This is a genomic window from Oerskovia jenensis (genome assembly GCF_016907235.1).
GTDB classification, from domain to species: Bacteria; Actinomycetota; Actinomycetes; order Actinomycetales; family Cellulomonadaceae; genus Oerskovia; species Oerskovia jenensis.
On the sequence record NZ_JAFBBO010000001.1, the window covers coordinates 294256 to 310450 of the forward strand.

The window sequence follows — 16195 nt, forward strand, 5'->3', positions numbered from 1 at the left end:
CGTCGGCACGTTCCGCGCACCTGTCGCTCCACGCGGACCTCGCGCGACGAGCGAGGTGGGGAGTCAGTGTCCGTTTCGTTCCCGGCCGCGCCCTGCCCCGTGAGTTCTAGACCCACGGGGCAGAGGTCGCCACTCCCCCATCAACTGTTGCCACATCAGGGATTCACGACGCTCTCCCCTGCTTCGGAAAGACCCCGTGGGCACACCCTGGGCACTAGCCGCGCGAGACCGCGCGCAGTCGAGCCGTCTCGAGCGCGACCGCGACGCCGTCGAGATCCTTTTCGAAGAGGTCCGCGTAGACGTCGAGCGTCATGCTCGCGGAGGCATGTCCCAGCATGCGCTGGACGGCCTTGACGTTCGCCCCCGCGGACACCGCGAGGCTCGCGGCGCTGTGGCGCAGGTCGTGCGGGGTGAGGTGGTCGTCGATCCCGGCGTCGCGGGCCGCGCGGGAGAACCAGCCCGTGCCCGACTTGGAGCGCTTGAGGTAGGTGCCGCGGTCGCCGTGGAAGACGACGTCGTCGCGCCCCTTGCCCTCGCACGCCGCGGCGAGGTGCAACGCGAGGAACGCGGGGAACGGGACCGAGCGTCGCTCGTGGGTCTTGGGGGTGCCGACGACGATCTCGGAGCCGACCTCGACCGCGTTCTGGTTGATGCGCAACCGCTGGCGGAGCATGTCGAGGTCGCGGACGCGCAGCCCTGCGGCCTCGCCCCAGCGCAGCCCGCAGTAGGCGAGGACCAGGACGAGGGTCTCGTGCCGACCGGCTGCGGCGGCCAGGGCCGCGACCTGCTGGTGGTCAAGGTAGGTGTGCTCGCGCCGGACCTTGCGAGGAAGGTTGACCCCGCGGGCGGGGTTCGTGAGGATGCGCCGGTCGTCGACGGCGTCGTCGAGCAGCGACGCGAGGGCGCCGTGCGCTCGGGCCACGGTGGTCGCGCTGTAGGTGGCGCTCAGGTCGGAGACCCAGGCCTGCACCGCGGTGCGCCGGATCTCGGCGACGGGCACGCTCCCCCACCGGGGCGTCACGTGCAGCCGCCACGAGCTCTCGACCGCCCTGGCCGTCGAGGGCTTGAGGTGGGTCTGCCGCCCGAGCCACGCTCCCCCGAGCTCGCGCACGGTCGAGCGGGCCGCCGTCGGGTCGATGAACTCCCCGCGCAGGATCGACACCTCGAGCGAGGACGCGAAGGCCTCGGCGCTGCGCTTGGTCTTGAAGCCACGCTTCTTGGTCTGCTTGCGCTCGGGGGTGCGGTAGCGAACCATGTACCGCCGACCCGCGGTCGTCTCGTACGCCTCAACGGTCGCCACGGTCGACCGTCCGTCGCTCGCGCTCTGCCTGGGTCCTCACAGCACGAACGGTACCGTGATTCACCGTATTGGCGACGATCCGGACAGCTCGCCGCTCGACGGGAGCCGGTGAGCCCGGGCTCCGTGGTGCGGTGTCCGCGCCTCGGTCGGCGCCCCCGAAGGTGTGCCCCGGGCAACATCACACCCCCGTTCGTGCGTGTGGAGTTGCGCCGGCCTGCGAAAACCGGAAACCTGGTCGGTGGTCTCGCGGGTGTGCGCGTCCTCCCCGATGCGTGCGGTCTGCTGGGCAGCCTCGACGGGTGGGTTCGGCGTGCGCCCCTGCGTTCACCGGACCTTCACGCCCTCACGGAACACGCGCATCCGGTGGGACGTTGACCCCCATAGACAACCCCTGCCGCTACCCCTTGGAGGACGACATGCCAGACCGGTCCCTACGTGGAATGAGCATCGGTGCGAAGAGCATGGAGTCCGACGCGGGCGTCGACTTCGCCCCTCGTTTCCAGGCGCACTACGACTGCCCCAACGGTCACACCATCATCCTGCCCTTCTCGACCGAGGCCGAGGTGCCTGCGGTGTGGGAGTGTCGCTGCGGTGAGGAGGCCCTCCTGCGTGACGCGGAGCGCCCCGAGCCCAAGGCCGGCAAGCCCGCGCGTACGCACTGGGACATGCTGCTCGAGCGCCGCACGATCAAGGAGCTCGAGGAGTTGCTCGACGAGCGCCTCGGCCTCCTGCGTGCCGGCAAGCTGCGTCGCAGCGCCTGACCTGATCGACGCGAAGGGCCCGGAACTCCTCGGAGTTCCGGGCCCTTCGTCGTTCCTGGGGTCGCTCCCCCCTCGCAGGCGACGGTGCTCGCGGGCGACGGTGCTCGCGGGTGCCCGCAGGTGCCGCCCGCCCACCGGACCCGTCGCACCCGGGCGATCCTCGCCGTCGGGCAGGACGGGCCTCCTGGGGCGGGTGCCCCTCGCGGTCGGACGACTAGCGGCGCGCGGGCTTGCGCGGTGCCGGGCGCTTGGCTGCGGGCTTGCGTGCGGGCGCCGTGGCGCTCGCGGCCGCCCGCGAGACGTGGGACACGACCCCGGCGACGACGAGCAGGACCGTCAGCCCCCCGGCGACCCACCCGGGCCAGTACCCGAGCCGTACGGCCGGGGTCAGGGAGTCGCGCAGGGGCAGCGTCGCGATCATCTGGTCGGCCGTGAAGAGCTCCGTGCTCTGCAGGAGCGCGCCGTTGGGGGCGATGATGCCGCTGACGCCGACGGTCGAGATCTGCACGGTCGCCCGGCCGGTCTCGATGGCCCGCAGGCGTGACATGGCGAGCTGCTGGGTGGACTCGGCGCTGTACCCGAAGGACGCGTTGTTGGTCGGGACGACGAGGAGCTCGGCACCCGCGGTCACGGCGTCCCTGATGAGCTCCTCGTACGCGACCTCGAAGCAGATGACGGTCGCGAGCGGGACCGTACGCCCGAGCCGCTCGGACGGCAGGTCGATCACGGCGACCTCGTCGCCCGCGATCATGTCCGTGGTCACCCGGTCCACCTGGTCGGAGAAGATCCGCACGAAGCTGCGCATCGGGATGTACTCGCCGAACGGCGCGGGGTGCTGCTTGGCGTACCGGTCGATGACGCCCTGCCCCGGCGCCCACAGCAGCGCCACGTTGTACCGCCCACCCGTCTCGGGGAACTCCTGCGCCCCGACCAGGACGGGTGCGCCGACGGCGCTCGCGGCCGCGTCGATGTCGGCGGCGACGTCAGGCGTGGTCTGCGGGTCGAGGTCGGAGCCGTTCTCGGGCCACAGGACGACGTCGAGCTCGCCGGGGTCCACCTCGTCGAGCAGCGCGACGGTGCCGTCCACGTGGTTCGCCAGGACCTCACCCCGGTTGGCGAACGACCCCAGGCCGGGCTCGCCCACGTTGCCCTGGACCGCGCCGATCTTCAAGGTCCCGGTCTCGGCGCGGGTGTCGAGCGGGACGACCAGGCCCGCACCCAGGAGCACAGCAGCCGTACCGAGCGAGCACAGGGCGGGCAGGGCCCGGACCCGGCGGGCCTCGATCAGGAAGACGGCGAGCAGGACACCGATCGCGGCGGTCAGCAACGAGACGAGCAGTCCCCCGCCGAGCCAGGCCGTGCGCCCCAGGAGGGAGTCGACCTGGGAGAACGCGAGCCGGCCCCAGGGGAACCCCCCGAAGGGGAACTCGGAGCGCCACTGCTCGACCGCGACCCACAGCACGGAGAACGTCACGACCTGCCACGCGAGGTTGCGCCCCACGAACCCGATGCGCCGCACCCACGTCCACATCGCGCCGAACAGCGCCAGGAAGACCGCTTCGAGGACGCTCAGGGCGAGCCAGGGCACGGTGTCGGTCGCGATCTGGGCCCACTGGATGTGCGGGAGGAAGAACGCCAGGCCCCACACGAGCCCGACGAGCGCGTTCCACCACGCGCCGTCGCGCCGCAGAGCCAGGAACAGTGCCGCGACGCCCACGAACGCCAGGGGCCACCAGCCGCGGTCGGGGAAGGCGGTGTTCGTCAGGAAGCCGCCACCGGCGGCGAGAAGGATCAGCAGCCAGCGGCTCGGCTCACGGGTCGACACCAGTGCAGGGTACGCCACGTACCTGCAGGTCGGCCGGGAGATGTGGGCCGACCCGCGCGTCCTTCGGACCACGTCGCACCGCCACCGGTGAGGCCGTGTTGTCTACTGAACGCGCGGGTCGAGCCGATGCACGTCAGGGCTCGCAGGAAGGACGGTGAGATGGTGGCTCGTTCCCCTGCGGCACAGACGGCCGGAACACGTCATCGAACTTACCGCCCCTCACGGTGGTGTCAATCCGAACACGTGCCGTGGCTCGTGGCGACCCCGGTCGCACCGTGGCGGGCCACCGGGGCGCGACCGGCCTCACCCGCACGAGGGCGGGCCGGACGACCTGGAGGTGGCCCGGCCGGGTCGGACCGGGGCTCAGTCGAACGTGTCGTACAGCACGACGCCGTCGCGCACCGTCTGCAGGCACGTGGGGTCGGGCGCGTCGTCGGTGAGGTCGGGCAGCAGGGGCGTCCCGGAACGGGCGTCCGTGCTCCAGGAGGACACGGACGTCCCCGTCCCCTGCACGGCGAGGTGCTCGGCCCGCCAGACCGCGAGGTGGGCGGGTGCGCCGACGCGCAGCTGGCCGGCGCCCGTGTGGTCGAGGCCCGCGATGCGCCAGCCCCCGCGCGTGTGCGCCCGGAACGCGGCGCGCGCGGAGATGCGCTGGTCGGGGTCGGCGTGCGACATCGCGGCCCGGACCGCGGACCAGGGGTCCATCGCGGTCACGGGAGAGTCGGAGCCGAACGCGAGCGGGACGCCCGCCCCGGCGAGGTCCGCGAAGGGCGAGAGCCCCGCGACGCGCGTCGGGCCCAGGCGCGAGGCGTACATGCCGTCGGGGCCGCCCCACGCCGCGTCGAACACGGGCTGGATGGACAGCGACACCCCGAACAGCAGGAGGGTCGACAGGGCGTGGGTGTCGACGAACAGCGCGTGCTCCACGCGGTGCGCGGCGCGACGGTGGGCCGCGGCCCCGTCGGCCTCCGCGGCAGCGCGCAGGCCCACGACGAACTCGTCCATGGCCCGGTCGCCGATGACGTGGAACCCGCCCTGGGTCCCGGCCGCCGCGACGGCGGACAGGTGGGCCGCGATCTGCTCGGCGGTCAGGTACTGGTTGCCGCGCCCGTCGGGCCCCGCCTCACCGGGGGTGCCCGTGAGGTCGGAGTACGGGTGGCGCAGCGCCGCGGTGCGCGAGCCGAGCGAACCGTCGACGTTCAGGTCGCCCGCGATGCCGGCCAGGCCGGGCAGGTCGGCGAGGAGAGCGTGCGCGTCGTCGGGGGTGGCGCACAGCTCGCCCCGGTAGGCGACCAGGTGCGGCAGCGCGCCCTGCGGGTCCCCCGTGAGGGCCATGATCTCGCGCAGCCCGTCGCGCGTGTCGATCGAGGGCGCGCTGTTCTCGTGCACCGACACGATGCCGCGGCGGGCGGCCGCGTCGAGCGCGGTGCGGTAGAGCGCGGTACGACGCTCGGGGCTCAGGGCGCGGGCCGCGTCCCGGGCCGCGTGGTGCGCGTCCAGGGTGACCAAGCCGCTGTCCGTCCACCCGTGCTGCGCCTCCAGACCGGCGCGCTGCGCGAGCGACGTCGAGACGACCGCGGAGTGCACGTCGACGCGCGCCGCGTACACGAGCGCTCCCCCGCACGCCGCGTCGATCTCGCTCCGCGTAGGGGCCCGGTGCTCGGGCCACCCCTGCTCGTCCCACCCGAACGCGAGGAGCACGTCGTCCGCGCCGGCGGCCGGGCGGGCCTCGACCGCGGCGTGCAGCGCGTCGAGCGCGGCAGCGAGCGAGGTGATGCCGGCGCTCGCGGACAGGTCGACGCCTGCGAGGGCGAGCCCGGTCTCGAGGACGTGGACGTGGGAGTCGACGAACCCGGGGGCGACGAGCGCTCCGTCGAGGTCGACGACGCGGTCGGCGCGCGCGGCGAGCCCGGCGGCGGTGTCGTTCGCGCCGATCCAGGTGATCACCCCGCCGTCGACGAGCATCGCCTCGGCGAAGGGGTCGGTCGAGGAGTGAATGACACCGTTGCGGTACAGGGTGGAGGCCACGACATCACACGATAGGCCACGTGCGCCCGGTACGGCCCTCTCGTGGGGCGTGCCGGGCGCACGTGACGCGAAGGTCACACGCTCGAGTAGGCCACGACCCCGCGCCGGACGGCCTCGATGGCGCGCACGGCGGTCTTGCGCATCGCGGGGGTGGGGGCCGCGGTCGCGAGCTGGTCGAGGACGTCGATGATCTGCTTGCACCAGCGCACGAAGTCCCCCGCGGCGAGCTCGGAGCCGCGCAGGACGGCGTCGAGGCTGCGCCCGTTGGCCCACCGGTGCACGGCCGCCACGATCCCCAGGTCGAGGGTGCCGGTCGCGTCGATGTGGTGGGCCTCCTCGAGGTCGTCGACCTCGGACCACACGACGACCGTCGCGTCGAGCGCGCGGGCGAGCTTCCCCTGGGGTCCGCCGGGCACGTACGGCTCGCCGGGCTCGTCGCGGCGGGCCGAGAAGACGAGGGTCGAGACGACGGCGGCGAGCCCGGCCGGGTCGAGCTCGTCCCACACGCCGCGCCGCAGGCACTCGGCGAGCAGGAGGTCGTTCTCGGCGTAGAGCCGGCGCAACCACTGGCCGGCGTCGGTGATCCTGACGTCGGGGGCAGGCGTGCGGCGGGGGGCGCTGCGGGGGCCGGCCCCGGCCGTGCTCGACGAGGGCGTGCCCGGGGCGTCCGCGTCCCGGGGCCCGTCCTCGAGCGCACCGCCCCCTGCGGGGTGGGGGTCGATCTCGAGGTAGCCGAGGCCCGTGAGGATGTCGCAGATGCGGTCGAAGACGCGCGCGATCGAGCCGGTGCGTCCTTCGACGCGCCGCACGAGGGCGTCGTGCTCCTTCTTGAGCTTGGCCCACCGCTCGGCCCACCGGGCGTGGTCCTCGCGCTCGGGGCAGTCGTGGCACGGGTGGGCCCGCAGTGCCGCACGCAGGCGGCTGAGCTCCTTGTCGTCGGCGGCGGACGACCGCACGGTGGGCGACGTGCCCCGCGACGGCGCACCCGGGGTGTCGACGAACGCGCCGAGCGCGTTGCGCAGCGACGAGGCCAGGTCGCGGCGGGCTGCGGGCACGCGCGGGTTGAACGTCTTGGGGATGCGGACCGTGCCGACCGTGCGGATCCCGGAGGGGGCGTCGGCGACCGTGAGCTTCTTGACGTGCTTGTCCTCGGTCAGGACGGTGGGGCGGGGGCCGTCGAAGCCGCCGTCCTTGCCGGGGTCGAGCACGACGACGTACCCGGCGCGGCGCCCCGTGGGCAGCTCGACGACGTCGCCGACGCGCAGGTTCTCGAAGTCCGCGACGACCTGGGCGCGCCGGGCCCGCTGCGCCGACTTCGACAGGTCGGCCTCGCGGGTCGCGATCGCCCGCCGGAGCCGGGCGTACTCGCCGAAGTCGCCCCGGTCGCACGTCATGGCCTGCGCGTACCCCTCGAGGGCCTCGGCGTGCGCCTGCGCCTGCTTGGCGAGGCCCACGACGCCCCGGTCCGCCTGGAACTGCGCGAACGACGTCTCCAGGACGTCGCGCGCGCGCTCGCGTCCCACCTGCGCGACGAGGTTGACGGCCATGTTGTAGGTGGGGCGGAACGAGGACTTGAGCGGGTACAGACGCTTGGACGCGAGTCCCGCGAGGGTGACCGGGTCGAGTCCGGGGTGGTCGACGACCACGGCGTGCCCCTCGACGTCGATGCCGCGGCGACCGGCGCGACCCGTGAGCTGGGTGTACTCCCCCGGGGTCATGTCGACGTGCGAGGTCCCGTCCCACTTGACGAGCTTCTCCAGGACGACCGAGCGGGCGGGCATGTTGATCCCGAGGGCGAGGGTCTCGGTCGCGAACACGACCTTGACCAGTCCCCGGCTGAACAGGTCCTCGACGATCTCCTTGAAGATGGGCAGCATGCCCGCGTGGTGGGCCGCGACGCCGCGCGCGAGGGACTCGCTCCACGTCCAGTAGCCCAGGACGTCGAGGTCCTCGGCGGGCAGGGTCGCGCTGCGCGCCTCGACGGTCGCGCGGATCTCGGCCTCCTGCGCGGGCGTGGTCAGGCGCAGCCCGGCGGCCAGGCACTGGGTCACGGCGGCCTCGCACCCGGCGCGGGAGAAGATGAAGAAGATCGCGGGCAGCAGCCCGTCGGCGTCCAGGGCGTCGACCACGGCGAAGCGGGGCGGGGTGCGGCGTCCGCCCCCGTCCCCCGATCCGCCACCCCGGTGTCCGCCTGGCCCGCCACGGCCCCCGCGCCCCCGGTAGCCGCGGTCTCCCCCGCGCCCGCGCCCGGGGTACCCGCCGTCGCGGGCACCGGCGCGGAACGCCACGAGCAGGTCCGGGTTGATGGGCGGGTTGACGCCCGGGTCGGTGGGGTCGACGTGCCCCGCGTACAGGTCGATCAGGTCGGCGCCCGTGCCCGGACGCACGACCTCGCCGGGGGTGCGGGGGCCGCGGTGGCGCGAGCCCACCAGGACGTGCTGCCACAGCGGGACGGGTCGGCGCTCGCTGACGACGACGGCGGTGTCGCCGCGGACCATCTCGAGCCAGTCGCCGAACTCCTCGGCGTTGGACACGGTCGCGGACAGCGACACGAGCTGGACGTCGTCCGAGAGGTGGATGATGACCTCTTCCCAGACGGGTCCGCGGAAGCGGTCGGCAAGGTAGTGGACCTCGTCCATGACGACGAACGCGAGGCCGTCGAGGGCGCGCGAGCCCGCGTAGAGCATGTTGCGCAGGACCTCGGTGGTCATGACGACGATCGGGGCGTCGCCGTTGATGGACGTGTCGCCCGTGAGCAGGCCGACCTGGTCGGGTCCGTGGCGGCGCGCGAGGTCGGCGTACTTCTGGTTGGACAGCGCCTTGATGGGGGTCGTGTAGAACGCCTTGCGGCCACCGGCGAGCGCGAGGTGGACGGCGAACTCCCCCACGACGGTCTTGCCGGCGCCGGTGGGGGCGGCGACGAGGACGCCACGTCCCTCCTCGAGGGCCTGGCAGGCGCGGACCTGGAAGTCGTCGAACGGGAAGCCGACGATCTCGCGGAACGCGGCGAGGTGGGTGCGGGAGGCGGCCTGGAGGGCGCGCGAGGACGCGTACCGCTCCGCGGGGCTCGCCGGGCCGGCTGTGTCGGCTGTGTCGTCGTGTCCTGCGTTGCCGGCGGTGCGGGGTGCTGCGGTCATGCCACCACCCTACGGTCCGGGGGTGTCGGTCGGTGGGGCTTTTCGTCGTCAGGCGGGCGGGGGCCCGGTGACGCGGCCGTCGAGGACGCGCAGGGCGCCGGGGACGACGGTGACGCGCACGGGCAGGTGGGCGATGCGTTCCCCGTCGGCGAAGGCCGGGGGCGGGGGGCGGCCCGCGTCGGTCGCCTCGAGGAGCACGGACGTGACGGGCCGCAGGTCGACCGCTGGGTGGTGCACGTGCCTGCCCTGGTACATGCCGGGGAAGATGCGAGCGGCACCGAGGCGGGTCAGGGGCCCGGCGGTCACGAGGTCGAGGAGGCCGTCGTCGATCCGGGCGTCGGGGGCGATCTGGACGCCGCCGCCGAAGCGGTGCCCGTTGGCCACGGCGACCAGGGTCCCGGGCGAGGTCCACACGAACGGGGGCGCGCCGTCGTCGGGCACGTCGTCGGGCACGGTGCCCGGGACCGTGCCCGGCTGGTCGCCGGGAGCGAGGACCGCGGTGACGCGGTACCCGTAGGGGCGGAAGCGGGCGAGCTCGCTCGCGACCGCGCGCACGTACTTGGCGCCGCCCCTCGGCCACGTCAGGGCGTTGGCGTTCGCGTTGACGGCGGCGTCGAGCCCTGCGGACAGCACGCCGCAGAACCAGCGGGCCCGTCCGGGACGGGGCTCGAGGTCGGTGTCGAGGGGTTCGGCCCGGGCGGCGTCGACGGCCCGCACCCCGCCCTCGCCCGCGCTGCGGGCCGCGAGGGCGTCGAGGAGGAGCGTGACGGCGGCAGGGACGTCGTGCACGGGCAGGTCGAGGGCCGACGCGAAGTCGTTGCCCGTCCCGGCGGCGACGATGCCGAGGGGGATCCCGGTGCCCGCGACCGCGTTGACCCCCAGGTGGACCATGCCGTCCCCGCCGACGACGACGAGGGCGTCGATCCCTCCGGCGACGGCGTCGCGGGCGTTCTCGAGCGCGAGGGGCGCGTTCGGGGCGCTCAGGTCCAGGACGTCGTGCCCGGCCGCGTGCAGGAGGGCGAGGGTGCGCACGCCGTCGCCCCGGCCCCGTCCGCGGTCGGCCGTCGGGTTGACGACGACTCCGAGGCGGGCGGGGCGGGACGTGTGCTGCTCAGGCACCGGGGAGTGCGGCGGCGAGGCGCTTGTCGGTGCTGCGGTCGCGCAGGATCGCGATCCCGACGGCCGCGAAGTACAAGAAGCAGATGGGCAGGGCGACGAAGATCATGGTGAGCGCGTCGGGCGTGGGGGTCATGACGGCCGCGAACACGAACGCGATCAGGACGGCCCACCGCCACCCCGCGAGCAGGGTCGAGGAGCGGACCAGGCCCGCGAAGTTCAGGGCGACCAGGACCACGGGCAGGACGAACGCGAGCCCGAACGCCAGGACGAGGCGCATCACGAAGCTCAGGTAGCCCTGTGCGTCGGTGAAGTTCGTCGCGCCGTCGGGCACGAACGTCGCGAGGATGTCGACCGCGTGCGGCAGGACCCACCAGGCGAGGAACACCCCGCCCAGGAACAGCGGCACCGACGCCCCGAGGAAGCCCATGGCGTAGCGGCGTTCCTTGCGCGTCAGGCCCGGGGTGATGAACGCCCAGAACTGGTAGAGCCACCACGGGCAGGACACGAGCACCCCGAGGAACAGGGACACCTTGATCTTCATGTCGAGGGCGGTCGCCAGCCCCGAGTAGTTCAGGTTGATGATCTTGTTCTGCGCCGCCGCGGCCGCCTCGAGGGGCGCCTGGAGCGCGGCCAGCAGCGGTTCGTAGAGGAACCAGCCACCGATCGCACCCAGGACGAGCCCGCACGAGACCAGGAAGAGTCGCTTGCGGATCTCGAGCAGGTGCTCGCGCAGCGGCATGCGCCCCTCGGCGGACCTGGCCGTCTTCGTCGAACCGGCCACGGGTCAGGCCTTGGGGGCGTCGTCATCCTTGACGGCAGGCTCCGCGGGCTTGTCGTCGTCGCGCAGGTCCTTGACCTCGCTCTTGAAGATCTTGAGCGACTGCCCCACGCTGCGGGCCAGGTCAGGAAGTCGCTTCGCCCCGAACAGGAGCAGGACGACGACGACAAGAACGATGATGTGCCAGGGCTTCAGCATGCCCATGAGATGGCTCCTTGGAGTCGGACGCAAGTCTTGATGTCGCAGATCCTACGCGTTGAATCGACGCCACCGGTCCCACGTCTGCGTGTTGCGGGTCCTGCGCAGCGCCCGGCGCTCGGCCCGCTGCGCGCGCAGCTCCTCCACACGCTCGTGCAGGAGGGCCGGGTCGTCGAACAGGGTGGGCGCCGTGCTGGGCTGGGAGGCCGCCAGCGAGGCGGTGACCTCGTCCGTGCGCTGCGCGAACCGGTCCATCACGACCGCCGACTGCGACATCTGCGCGAACAGAGCCTTGGCCTTGCGCCACAGGTCACGCCCCAGGAAGAAGGCGCCGACGAGCGTGCCGACGACCAGGACCGACCAGATGGTGAACCACATGTCGTCCAGCCTAGTTCGCCGGGGCGCCGGCGGACCCCGCGGTCCCCTCCGACACCTCGGGCGCTGCCGCGTCGGCCGCGTCCGTGGCGTCCCCGTGCCCGTACGCGGCCAGGGCGGCGCTCGCGGCCTGCGCGACGTCGTCGGCGACGGCCTGGGGGGCGACGGCCAGGACGTGACGGGCGTGCTCGAGGAGCAGGCGGCGCAACCACACGGGGTTCGTGACGCGCAGGGAGACCTCGAACGCGCCGTCGGGCAGGTTGCGGACCTTCTCCACCGGGACCTGCTCCGCGACCCAGCGCGCAGGGCTGGCGAACGTGATCGTCGCGAGCGGCGCGTCGCCCGTGGGCGTGAAGTCGACCTCGGTCGGCAGGTCGTGCTCGCCCGCGGGCACGTCGAGCTCGGTCGCGGCCAGGAGCCGGTCGAGGCGGAACGTGCGCTGCCCCTGCGCGCGGTGGCACCACGCGAGGAGGTAGGAGTAGGCGTCCTGCGTGTGCAGGGCCACGGGGTCGATCTCACGCTCGGACACGACGTCCGAGCTCGTCACGTACCGCACGCGCAGCCGGTGCCGGTTCGCCAGCGCCGAGGACACCGCGGCGACGACCTCGGGGGCACCGTCGGGAGACAGGCGCACGTCGAGGGCGGCGGCGGCCTCGCCCGTCGCGCCGGTGAGCTTGTCCAGGACGGACGCGACGACGTCGGAGCGTGCCCGGTCCGCACGCACCGCCGGGGTCTCCCCCATGGCGCGCAGCGCCGCGATGAGCGCCACGGCCTCGCGCGTGCCCAGGCGCAGGGGCCGCGTCATGCCGCGCGCCTCCGTGAGCCGCACGACGCCCCGCTCGAGGGAGTCCGCGTCGAAGTCGATCAGGTCGTCGGGCCAGTACCCCGGGGTGCCGGACACCCACAGGGCGTCGACGTCCTCCACGATCTGGCGGGTCGTCACCCCGAACCGGGTCGCGAGCTCCTCGACCGGGACCCCGCCCGCGCCGTCCAGATAGCTGACGATGCCCAGCAGGCGCACCAACCGGTCGTCCGCGCGCTCAGCCACGCTGCTCCTCCGTGCTCGTCGTGCCGTTCCCGTCCCCCGCCTGATCCCCCGCCCGGCCCGGCGTCGGCGCACCCGGCCCACGTCCCAGGAGCGCCGCGGCGCTCAAGCGTCGCACGACGGCGTCCCGCAGCCCCGCAGGGCTCAGCACCACGACCGCGTCCCCGTACCCCGCGATCTCGTCCGCGAAAGCGTGCTGGTTCGTGAACGGCACGTGCACGACGTCACGACCGTCCGCACGCGGCCCCGCACCCGGCCCGTCCCCGTCGCTGTGCCCCCGTGCCCGCAACGCCTCGGCCCGCTCCGGCCCGATCGCCAGCGCCGCGAGCTGCTCCTGCCCGGCCCGCGCCCCCAGGAGCGCGTCCACGTCCACCCCGTCCGGGATGACGAACGACCCCGCACGCCCCAGCAGACGCACCCGGCCCTCGATCCGGCTCAGGCGGTACGCCCGCGGCGCCTGGCGCTCGCGGTCGAACCCGAGGAGGTACCAGCCGCCGCGCCGGGCCGCGATGCGCCACGGCTCGACCGTACGAGCCAGCACCTCCCCCGTGGACGCCGCCCGGTACGTGAACGACACCGCCCGCAGCGCCTCGATCGCGTCGAGCAGCGGACCGTACGCGTCACCCACGGCCCGCACCCGCGGGGCGAGCCCCGCGACCGCGTCGTTCGCGACCTCGCCCGCGCCCGCCGCCCGCAGCTTCGTCAGCGCGCGCGAGATGTCCGTACGCAGCGTCTTGTCCTGCCAGAACTGCGCCGCCAGGGACAGCACCCCGAACTCCGCCGGGGTCAGGTCCACCGCGGGCAACGCGTACGCGTCCTGGTCGATCCGGTACCCGACGTCGTCGCTGTGCCCCCCGGCGTCGACCGTCACGATCGGTATCCCGAGATCGCGCAACGAGTCCTTGTCACGCTCGAACATGCGCTCGAACGCCTCAGGAGAGGGCGCGTCGGCATACCCCGCGACGCTCGTACGGATCTGCTGCTTCGTCATCGACACGCTCGTGTTCACGAGGGCGATCACGAGGTTCAAGAGCCTCGTGGCAGGGTTGACTGGTTGACTCGTCTGATCAGGCATCGGCACCCACGCTAACGAACGCTATCCTCACCCGTGTGATGACGTGGCGTAGTGCAAGGGTGATCTCCCGCGGCCGGGCCTGGCAAGGCGCGCAAGAAGTGACCGTCGAGCTCGACGAACCCCTGCCCGCCACCACCGCCCCAGGCACCGAGGAACGCCCCCGCACCGTGCGCGCCCTCGCCTACCCGCAGCTCGTCGGAGAGCCCCAGGTCGGCGACCAGGTCCTCCTCAACGTCTCCGCCCTCGCCCGCGGCCTCGGCACCGGCGGGTACGCCCTCGTCGTCGCCCTCCCCGGCGCCCTGCCCCCCGACCCCGCCCCCGGCCCCGGACACCTCGTCAAGGCCCGCTACACCCCCCTGCAGGCCCTCGTCCTCGGCGTCGACGAGCAGGAGTCCCCCCACCACGACACCCTGCGCGACGCCGACGACCTGACCGGCATGCCCGTCGTCGTCGCCGACCTCCACTCCGCGCTGCCCGCCATCGTCGCCGGCGCCCGCCTCGCCGCCGCCCAGGACGGACGCCCCGCCCCCCGCATCGCCTACGTCATGACCGACGGCGGCGCCCTGCCCGCCGCGTTCTCCCGCACCGTCGCCGCGCTGCGCGACGCCGACTGGCTCCACACCTGCCTCACCGTCGGCCAGGCCTACGGCGGCGACCACGAAGCCGTCACCGTCCACACCGGACTCCTCGCCGCGCGCCACGTCACCGGCGCAGACCTCGCCATCGTCACCCAAGGCCCCGGCAACCTCGGCACCGGCACCCGCTGGGGCTTCTCCGGCGTCGCCGCCGGCGAAGCCCTCAACGCCGCCGCCACCCTCGGCGGCCGCCCCGTCGCCTCCCTGCGCGTCTCCGGCGCAGACCCCCGCGAACGCCACCTCGGCATCTCCCACCACTCCCAGACCGCCTACGGCCGGGTGGCGCTCGCGGCCAGCGACGTCGTCGTCCCCCGCCCCAGCGCCGACGTCGAAGCCCTCCCCGGGTGGGGAGCCGCACTCACCGCACGCATCACCGAGCAGGCCGCACGCCTCGCCGCCCCCCACGGGCGCCACCGCCTCGTCCACGCCGACGCCGACGCGACCCTCCTCGGAGCGCTGCGCGCCACCCCCGTCGGCCTGTCCACCATGGGCCGGGGCCTCGACGACGACCCCGCCGCCTTCCTGGCCGCCGCCACCGCCGGCCTGTACGCCGAGAGGAACCGACCAGCATGAGCAACCGGACGCGACTGGGGGGTGTCGTCGTCCTGATCGCCCTCGTCCTCGTCGGCGCCGCCGCCGGGAACCGCTGGAGCTTCCGGCTCGAGCCCGTCACCACCAGACCCAGCACCGTCGCGCCACCGCCACCCGTGCAACGCACCGAGGACACCGCGCTCTTCCTCGAAGGGCTCGACGAACGCGCCGCCGGCCTCAGCATCGGCGAGTACATGACGTACCTGGCGATCCTGGTCGCCGTCGTGCTCACCGTCATCGCGATCGTCCGCCTGCGCCGCCGCACCCGCGAACCCGCCCCCGAGGCCCCCGCCCCCCACGACCACGTCACGGCCGGCGCCAGCATCGCCACCCCCACCCTCACCGTCCAGCTCCCCGCACTACGCCGCGGCGTCCAGCACGCCCGGCACCTCCTCGACACCGCCGCCACCCCCCGCGACGCCGTCACCGCCGCCTGGATAGCGCTCGAGGACGCCACCGCCGACACCGGCCACCGCCGCCACCCCGCACAGACCCCCACCGAGTTCACCACGACCGTCCTCGACGCCACCCCCGCCGACCCCGACGCCGTCACCACCCTCCTGAAGCTCTACCAGCGGGCACGCTTCACCACCCACCCCCTCACCCCCCAGGACATCGACACCGCACGCGACTGCCTCGAACGCCTCGCCATCGCCTTCACACCACCCGACACGGACGACAGCGACGCACCCCAGCACGAGACCACCCACGGCACCCAGCGGGGAGGGGCACGATGAAGCTCCGGCTCACCACCGACAAGAAGCTCCTCACCCACGCAGCCCTGCTCGTCGCCACCGGCATCGCCCTCGCCCTCCTCGGCCTCGACCTCCCCCACGCGATCGCCCTCACCGTCACCCTCCTCGTCGCCCTCGTCGTCTCCCGACGCGTCGACCCCGGACACGACCCCCAGCACCGGGCACTGCCCGACACCAACCGCGACGGCGCACGCCGCGACCTCTCCGACCTCACCTGGGCCATGCACGGAAGTCACGGACGAGTCAGCGAACGCGCCCACCGACGCGTCCGGGCGCTCGCGGCCACGGCTCTCGCCGACGAGGGCATCGACCTGCACAGCACCGACCCCGAGCAGGTCCGGGCGGCGGCGGACAGGCTCGGTCCGCAGGTGCACCGGCAGATGACCTCCGACCCCCGGCCGCCGACCATGAAGGTCCTGCGCTCCTGGGTGAGCGCGGTCGAGAACCTCGTCGACGGGCCTCCCGGCGCCGTCCACGCGGGCAGCGCCGGGCACGGCACCGGCGACCGGAACCTCCGTACCGACGCCTGACCCGCACGACCGTCGGCACCGATGCCGCAGCACGTCACCCACC

14 protein-coding genes are annotated in these 16195 nt (G+C 73.8%); 4 read left to right on the forward strand and 10 right to left on the reverse strand.

Going from position 1 to position 16195, the window contains the following annotated elements; all coding sequences use genetic code 11:
- Positions 1 to 214: 214 nt before the first annotated feature.
- A complete protein-coding gene (locus tag JOD49_RS01355; RefSeq protein ID WP_205305648.1) occupies positions 215 to 1300 on the reverse strand; it encodes a site-specific integrase in 1086 nt (361 codons plus the stop codon).
- A 416-nt stretch (positions 1301 to 1716) separates the two neighbouring features.
- Between JOD49_RS01355 and JOD49_RS01360 the strand changes: the two genes are divergently transcribed.
- Entirely contained in the window at positions 1717 to 2061 is a 345-nt protein-coding gene (locus JOD49_RS01360; RefSeq protein WP_138824427.1) for an RNA polymerase-binding protein RbpA, read from the forward strand.
- Between the two features lie 214 nt (positions 2062 to 2275).
- On the opposite strand, the gene lnt is transcribed toward JOD49_RS01360, so the two are convergent.
- The 9 genes from lnt to JOD49_RS01405 all read right to left on the reverse strand — a co-directional run bounded on the left by lnt (position 2276) and on the right by JOD49_RS01405 (position 13557).
- On the reverse strand, positions 2276 to 3886 hold the full coding sequence (gene lnt, locus JOD49_RS01365) for an apolipoprotein N-acyltransferase (RefSeq protein ID WP_205305649.1): 1611 nt from the start codon (positions 3884 to 3886) through the stop codon (positions 2276 to 2278).
- 363 nt (positions 3887 to 4249) lie between these two features.
- Complete coding sequence (locus tag JOD49_RS01370; RefSeq protein WP_205305650.1) at positions 4250 to 5914, reverse strand: amidohydrolase; 1665 nt, start codon at positions 5912 to 5914, stop codon at positions 4250 to 4252.
- Positions 5915 to 5988: 74 nt separating this feature from the next.
- Positions 5989 to 9051 (reverse strand): DEAD/DEAH box helicase, encoded by a 3063-nt coding sequence (locus JOD49_RS01375; RefSeq protein WP_205305651.1) that lies wholly within the window; start codon positions 9049 to 9051, stop codon positions 5989 to 5991.
- Positions 9052 to 9099: 48 nt separating this feature from the next.
- Entirely contained in the window at positions 9100 to 10170 is a 1071-nt protein-coding gene (locus JOD49_RS01380; protein WP_205305652.1) for a diacylglycerol/lipid kinase family protein, read from the reverse strand.
- Positions 10163 to 10951, reverse strand: coding sequence for a twin-arginine translocase subunit TatC (tatC, locus tag JOD49_RS01385; protein ID WP_486348501.1), 789 nt, complete (start codon positions 10949 to 10951; stop codon positions 10163 to 10165). The genes JOD49_RS01380 and tatC overlap by 8 nt, the downstream gene beginning before the upstream one ends.
- A gap of 3 nt (positions 10952 to 10954) precedes the next feature.
- Complete coding sequence (tatA, locus tag JOD49_RS01390; RefSeq protein WP_036571710.1) at positions 10955 to 11152, reverse strand: Sec-independent protein translocase subunit TatA; 198 nt, start codon at positions 11150 to 11152, stop codon at positions 10955 to 10957.
- Between the two features lie 45 nt (positions 11153 to 11197).
- On the reverse strand, positions 11198 to 11524 hold the full coding sequence (locus tag JOD49_RS01395) for a hypothetical protein (RefSeq protein ID WP_205305653.1): 327 nt from the start codon (positions 11522 to 11524) through the stop codon (positions 11198 to 11200).
- A gap of 10 nt (positions 11525 to 11534) precedes the next feature.
- Complete coding sequence (locus JOD49_RS01400) at positions 11535 to 12569, reverse strand: helix-turn-helix transcriptional regulator (RefSeq protein ID WP_205305654.1); 1035 nt, start codon at positions 12567 to 12569, stop codon at positions 11535 to 11537.
- Entirely contained in the window at positions 12562 to 13557 is a 996-nt protein-coding gene (locus tag JOD49_RS01405) for a helix-turn-helix transcriptional regulator (RefSeq protein ID WP_239525116.1), read from the reverse strand. Before JOD49_RS01405 ends, JOD49_RS01400 begins: the two co-directional genes overlap by 8 nt.
- Positions 13558 to 13676: 119 nt before the next feature.
- Between JOD49_RS01405 and JOD49_RS01410 the strand changes: the two genes are divergently transcribed.
- Genes JOD49_RS01410 through JOD49_RS01420 form a run of 3 tightly spaced genes read left to right on the forward strand, consistent with a single transcriptional unit; the run spans position 13677 to position 16152 of the window.
- Entirely contained in the window at positions 13677 to 14849 is a 1173-nt protein-coding gene (locus JOD49_RS01410) for a DUF3866 family protein (RefSeq protein WP_205305656.1), read from the forward strand.
- Positions 14846 to 15604 carry a DUF4129 domain-containing protein gene (locus JOD49_RS01415; protein ID WP_205305657.1) on the forward strand — a complete coding sequence of 253 codons (759 nt, stop codon included), beginning with the start codon at positions 14846 to 14848 and terminating at the stop codon, positions 15602 to 15604. Before JOD49_RS01410 ends, JOD49_RS01415 begins: the two co-directional genes overlap by 4 nt.
- Positions 15601 to 16152: a hypothetical protein gene (locus JOD49_RS01420; protein WP_205305658.1), complete on the forward strand. Its 552-nt coding sequence runs from the start codon at positions 15601 to 15603 to the stop codon at positions 16150 to 16152. Before JOD49_RS01415 ends, JOD49_RS01420 begins: the two co-directional genes overlap by 4 nt.
- Positions 16153 to 16195 lie beyond the last annotated feature (43 nt).

What these genes read in the sequence shown, in the direction of transcription:
- JOD49_RS01375 (WP_205305651.1), bottom strand. Translation starts at nt 9,051, where the DNA reads ATGACCGCAGCACCCCGCACCGCCGGCAACGCAGGACACGACGACACA.
- JOD49_RS01360 (WP_138824427.1), top strand. Translation starts at nt 1,717, where the DNA reads ATGCCAGACCGGTCCCTACGTGGAATGAGCATCGGTGCGAAGAGCATG.
- tatA (WP_036571710.1), bottom strand. Translation starts at nt 11,152, where the DNA reads ATGGGCATGCTGAAGCCCTGGCACATCATCGTTCTTGTCGTCGTCGTC.
- JOD49_RS01395 (WP_205305653.1), bottom strand. Translation starts at nt 11,524, where the DNA reads ATGTGGTTCACCATCTGGTCGGTCCTGGTCGTCGGCACGCTCGTCGGC.
- JOD49_RS01415 (WP_205305657.1), top strand. Translation starts at nt 14,846, where the DNA reads ATGAGCAACCGGACGCGACTGGGGGGTGTCGTCGTCCTGATCGCCCTC.
- JOD49_RS01420 (WP_205305658.1), top strand. Translation starts at nt 15,601, where the DNA reads ATGAAGCTCCGGCTCACCACCGACAAGAAGCTCCTCACCCACGCAGCC.
- JOD49_RS01405 (WP_239525116.1), bottom strand. Translation starts at nt 13,557, where the DNA reads ATGACGAAGCAGCAGATCCGTACGAGCGTCGCGGGGTATGCCGACGCG.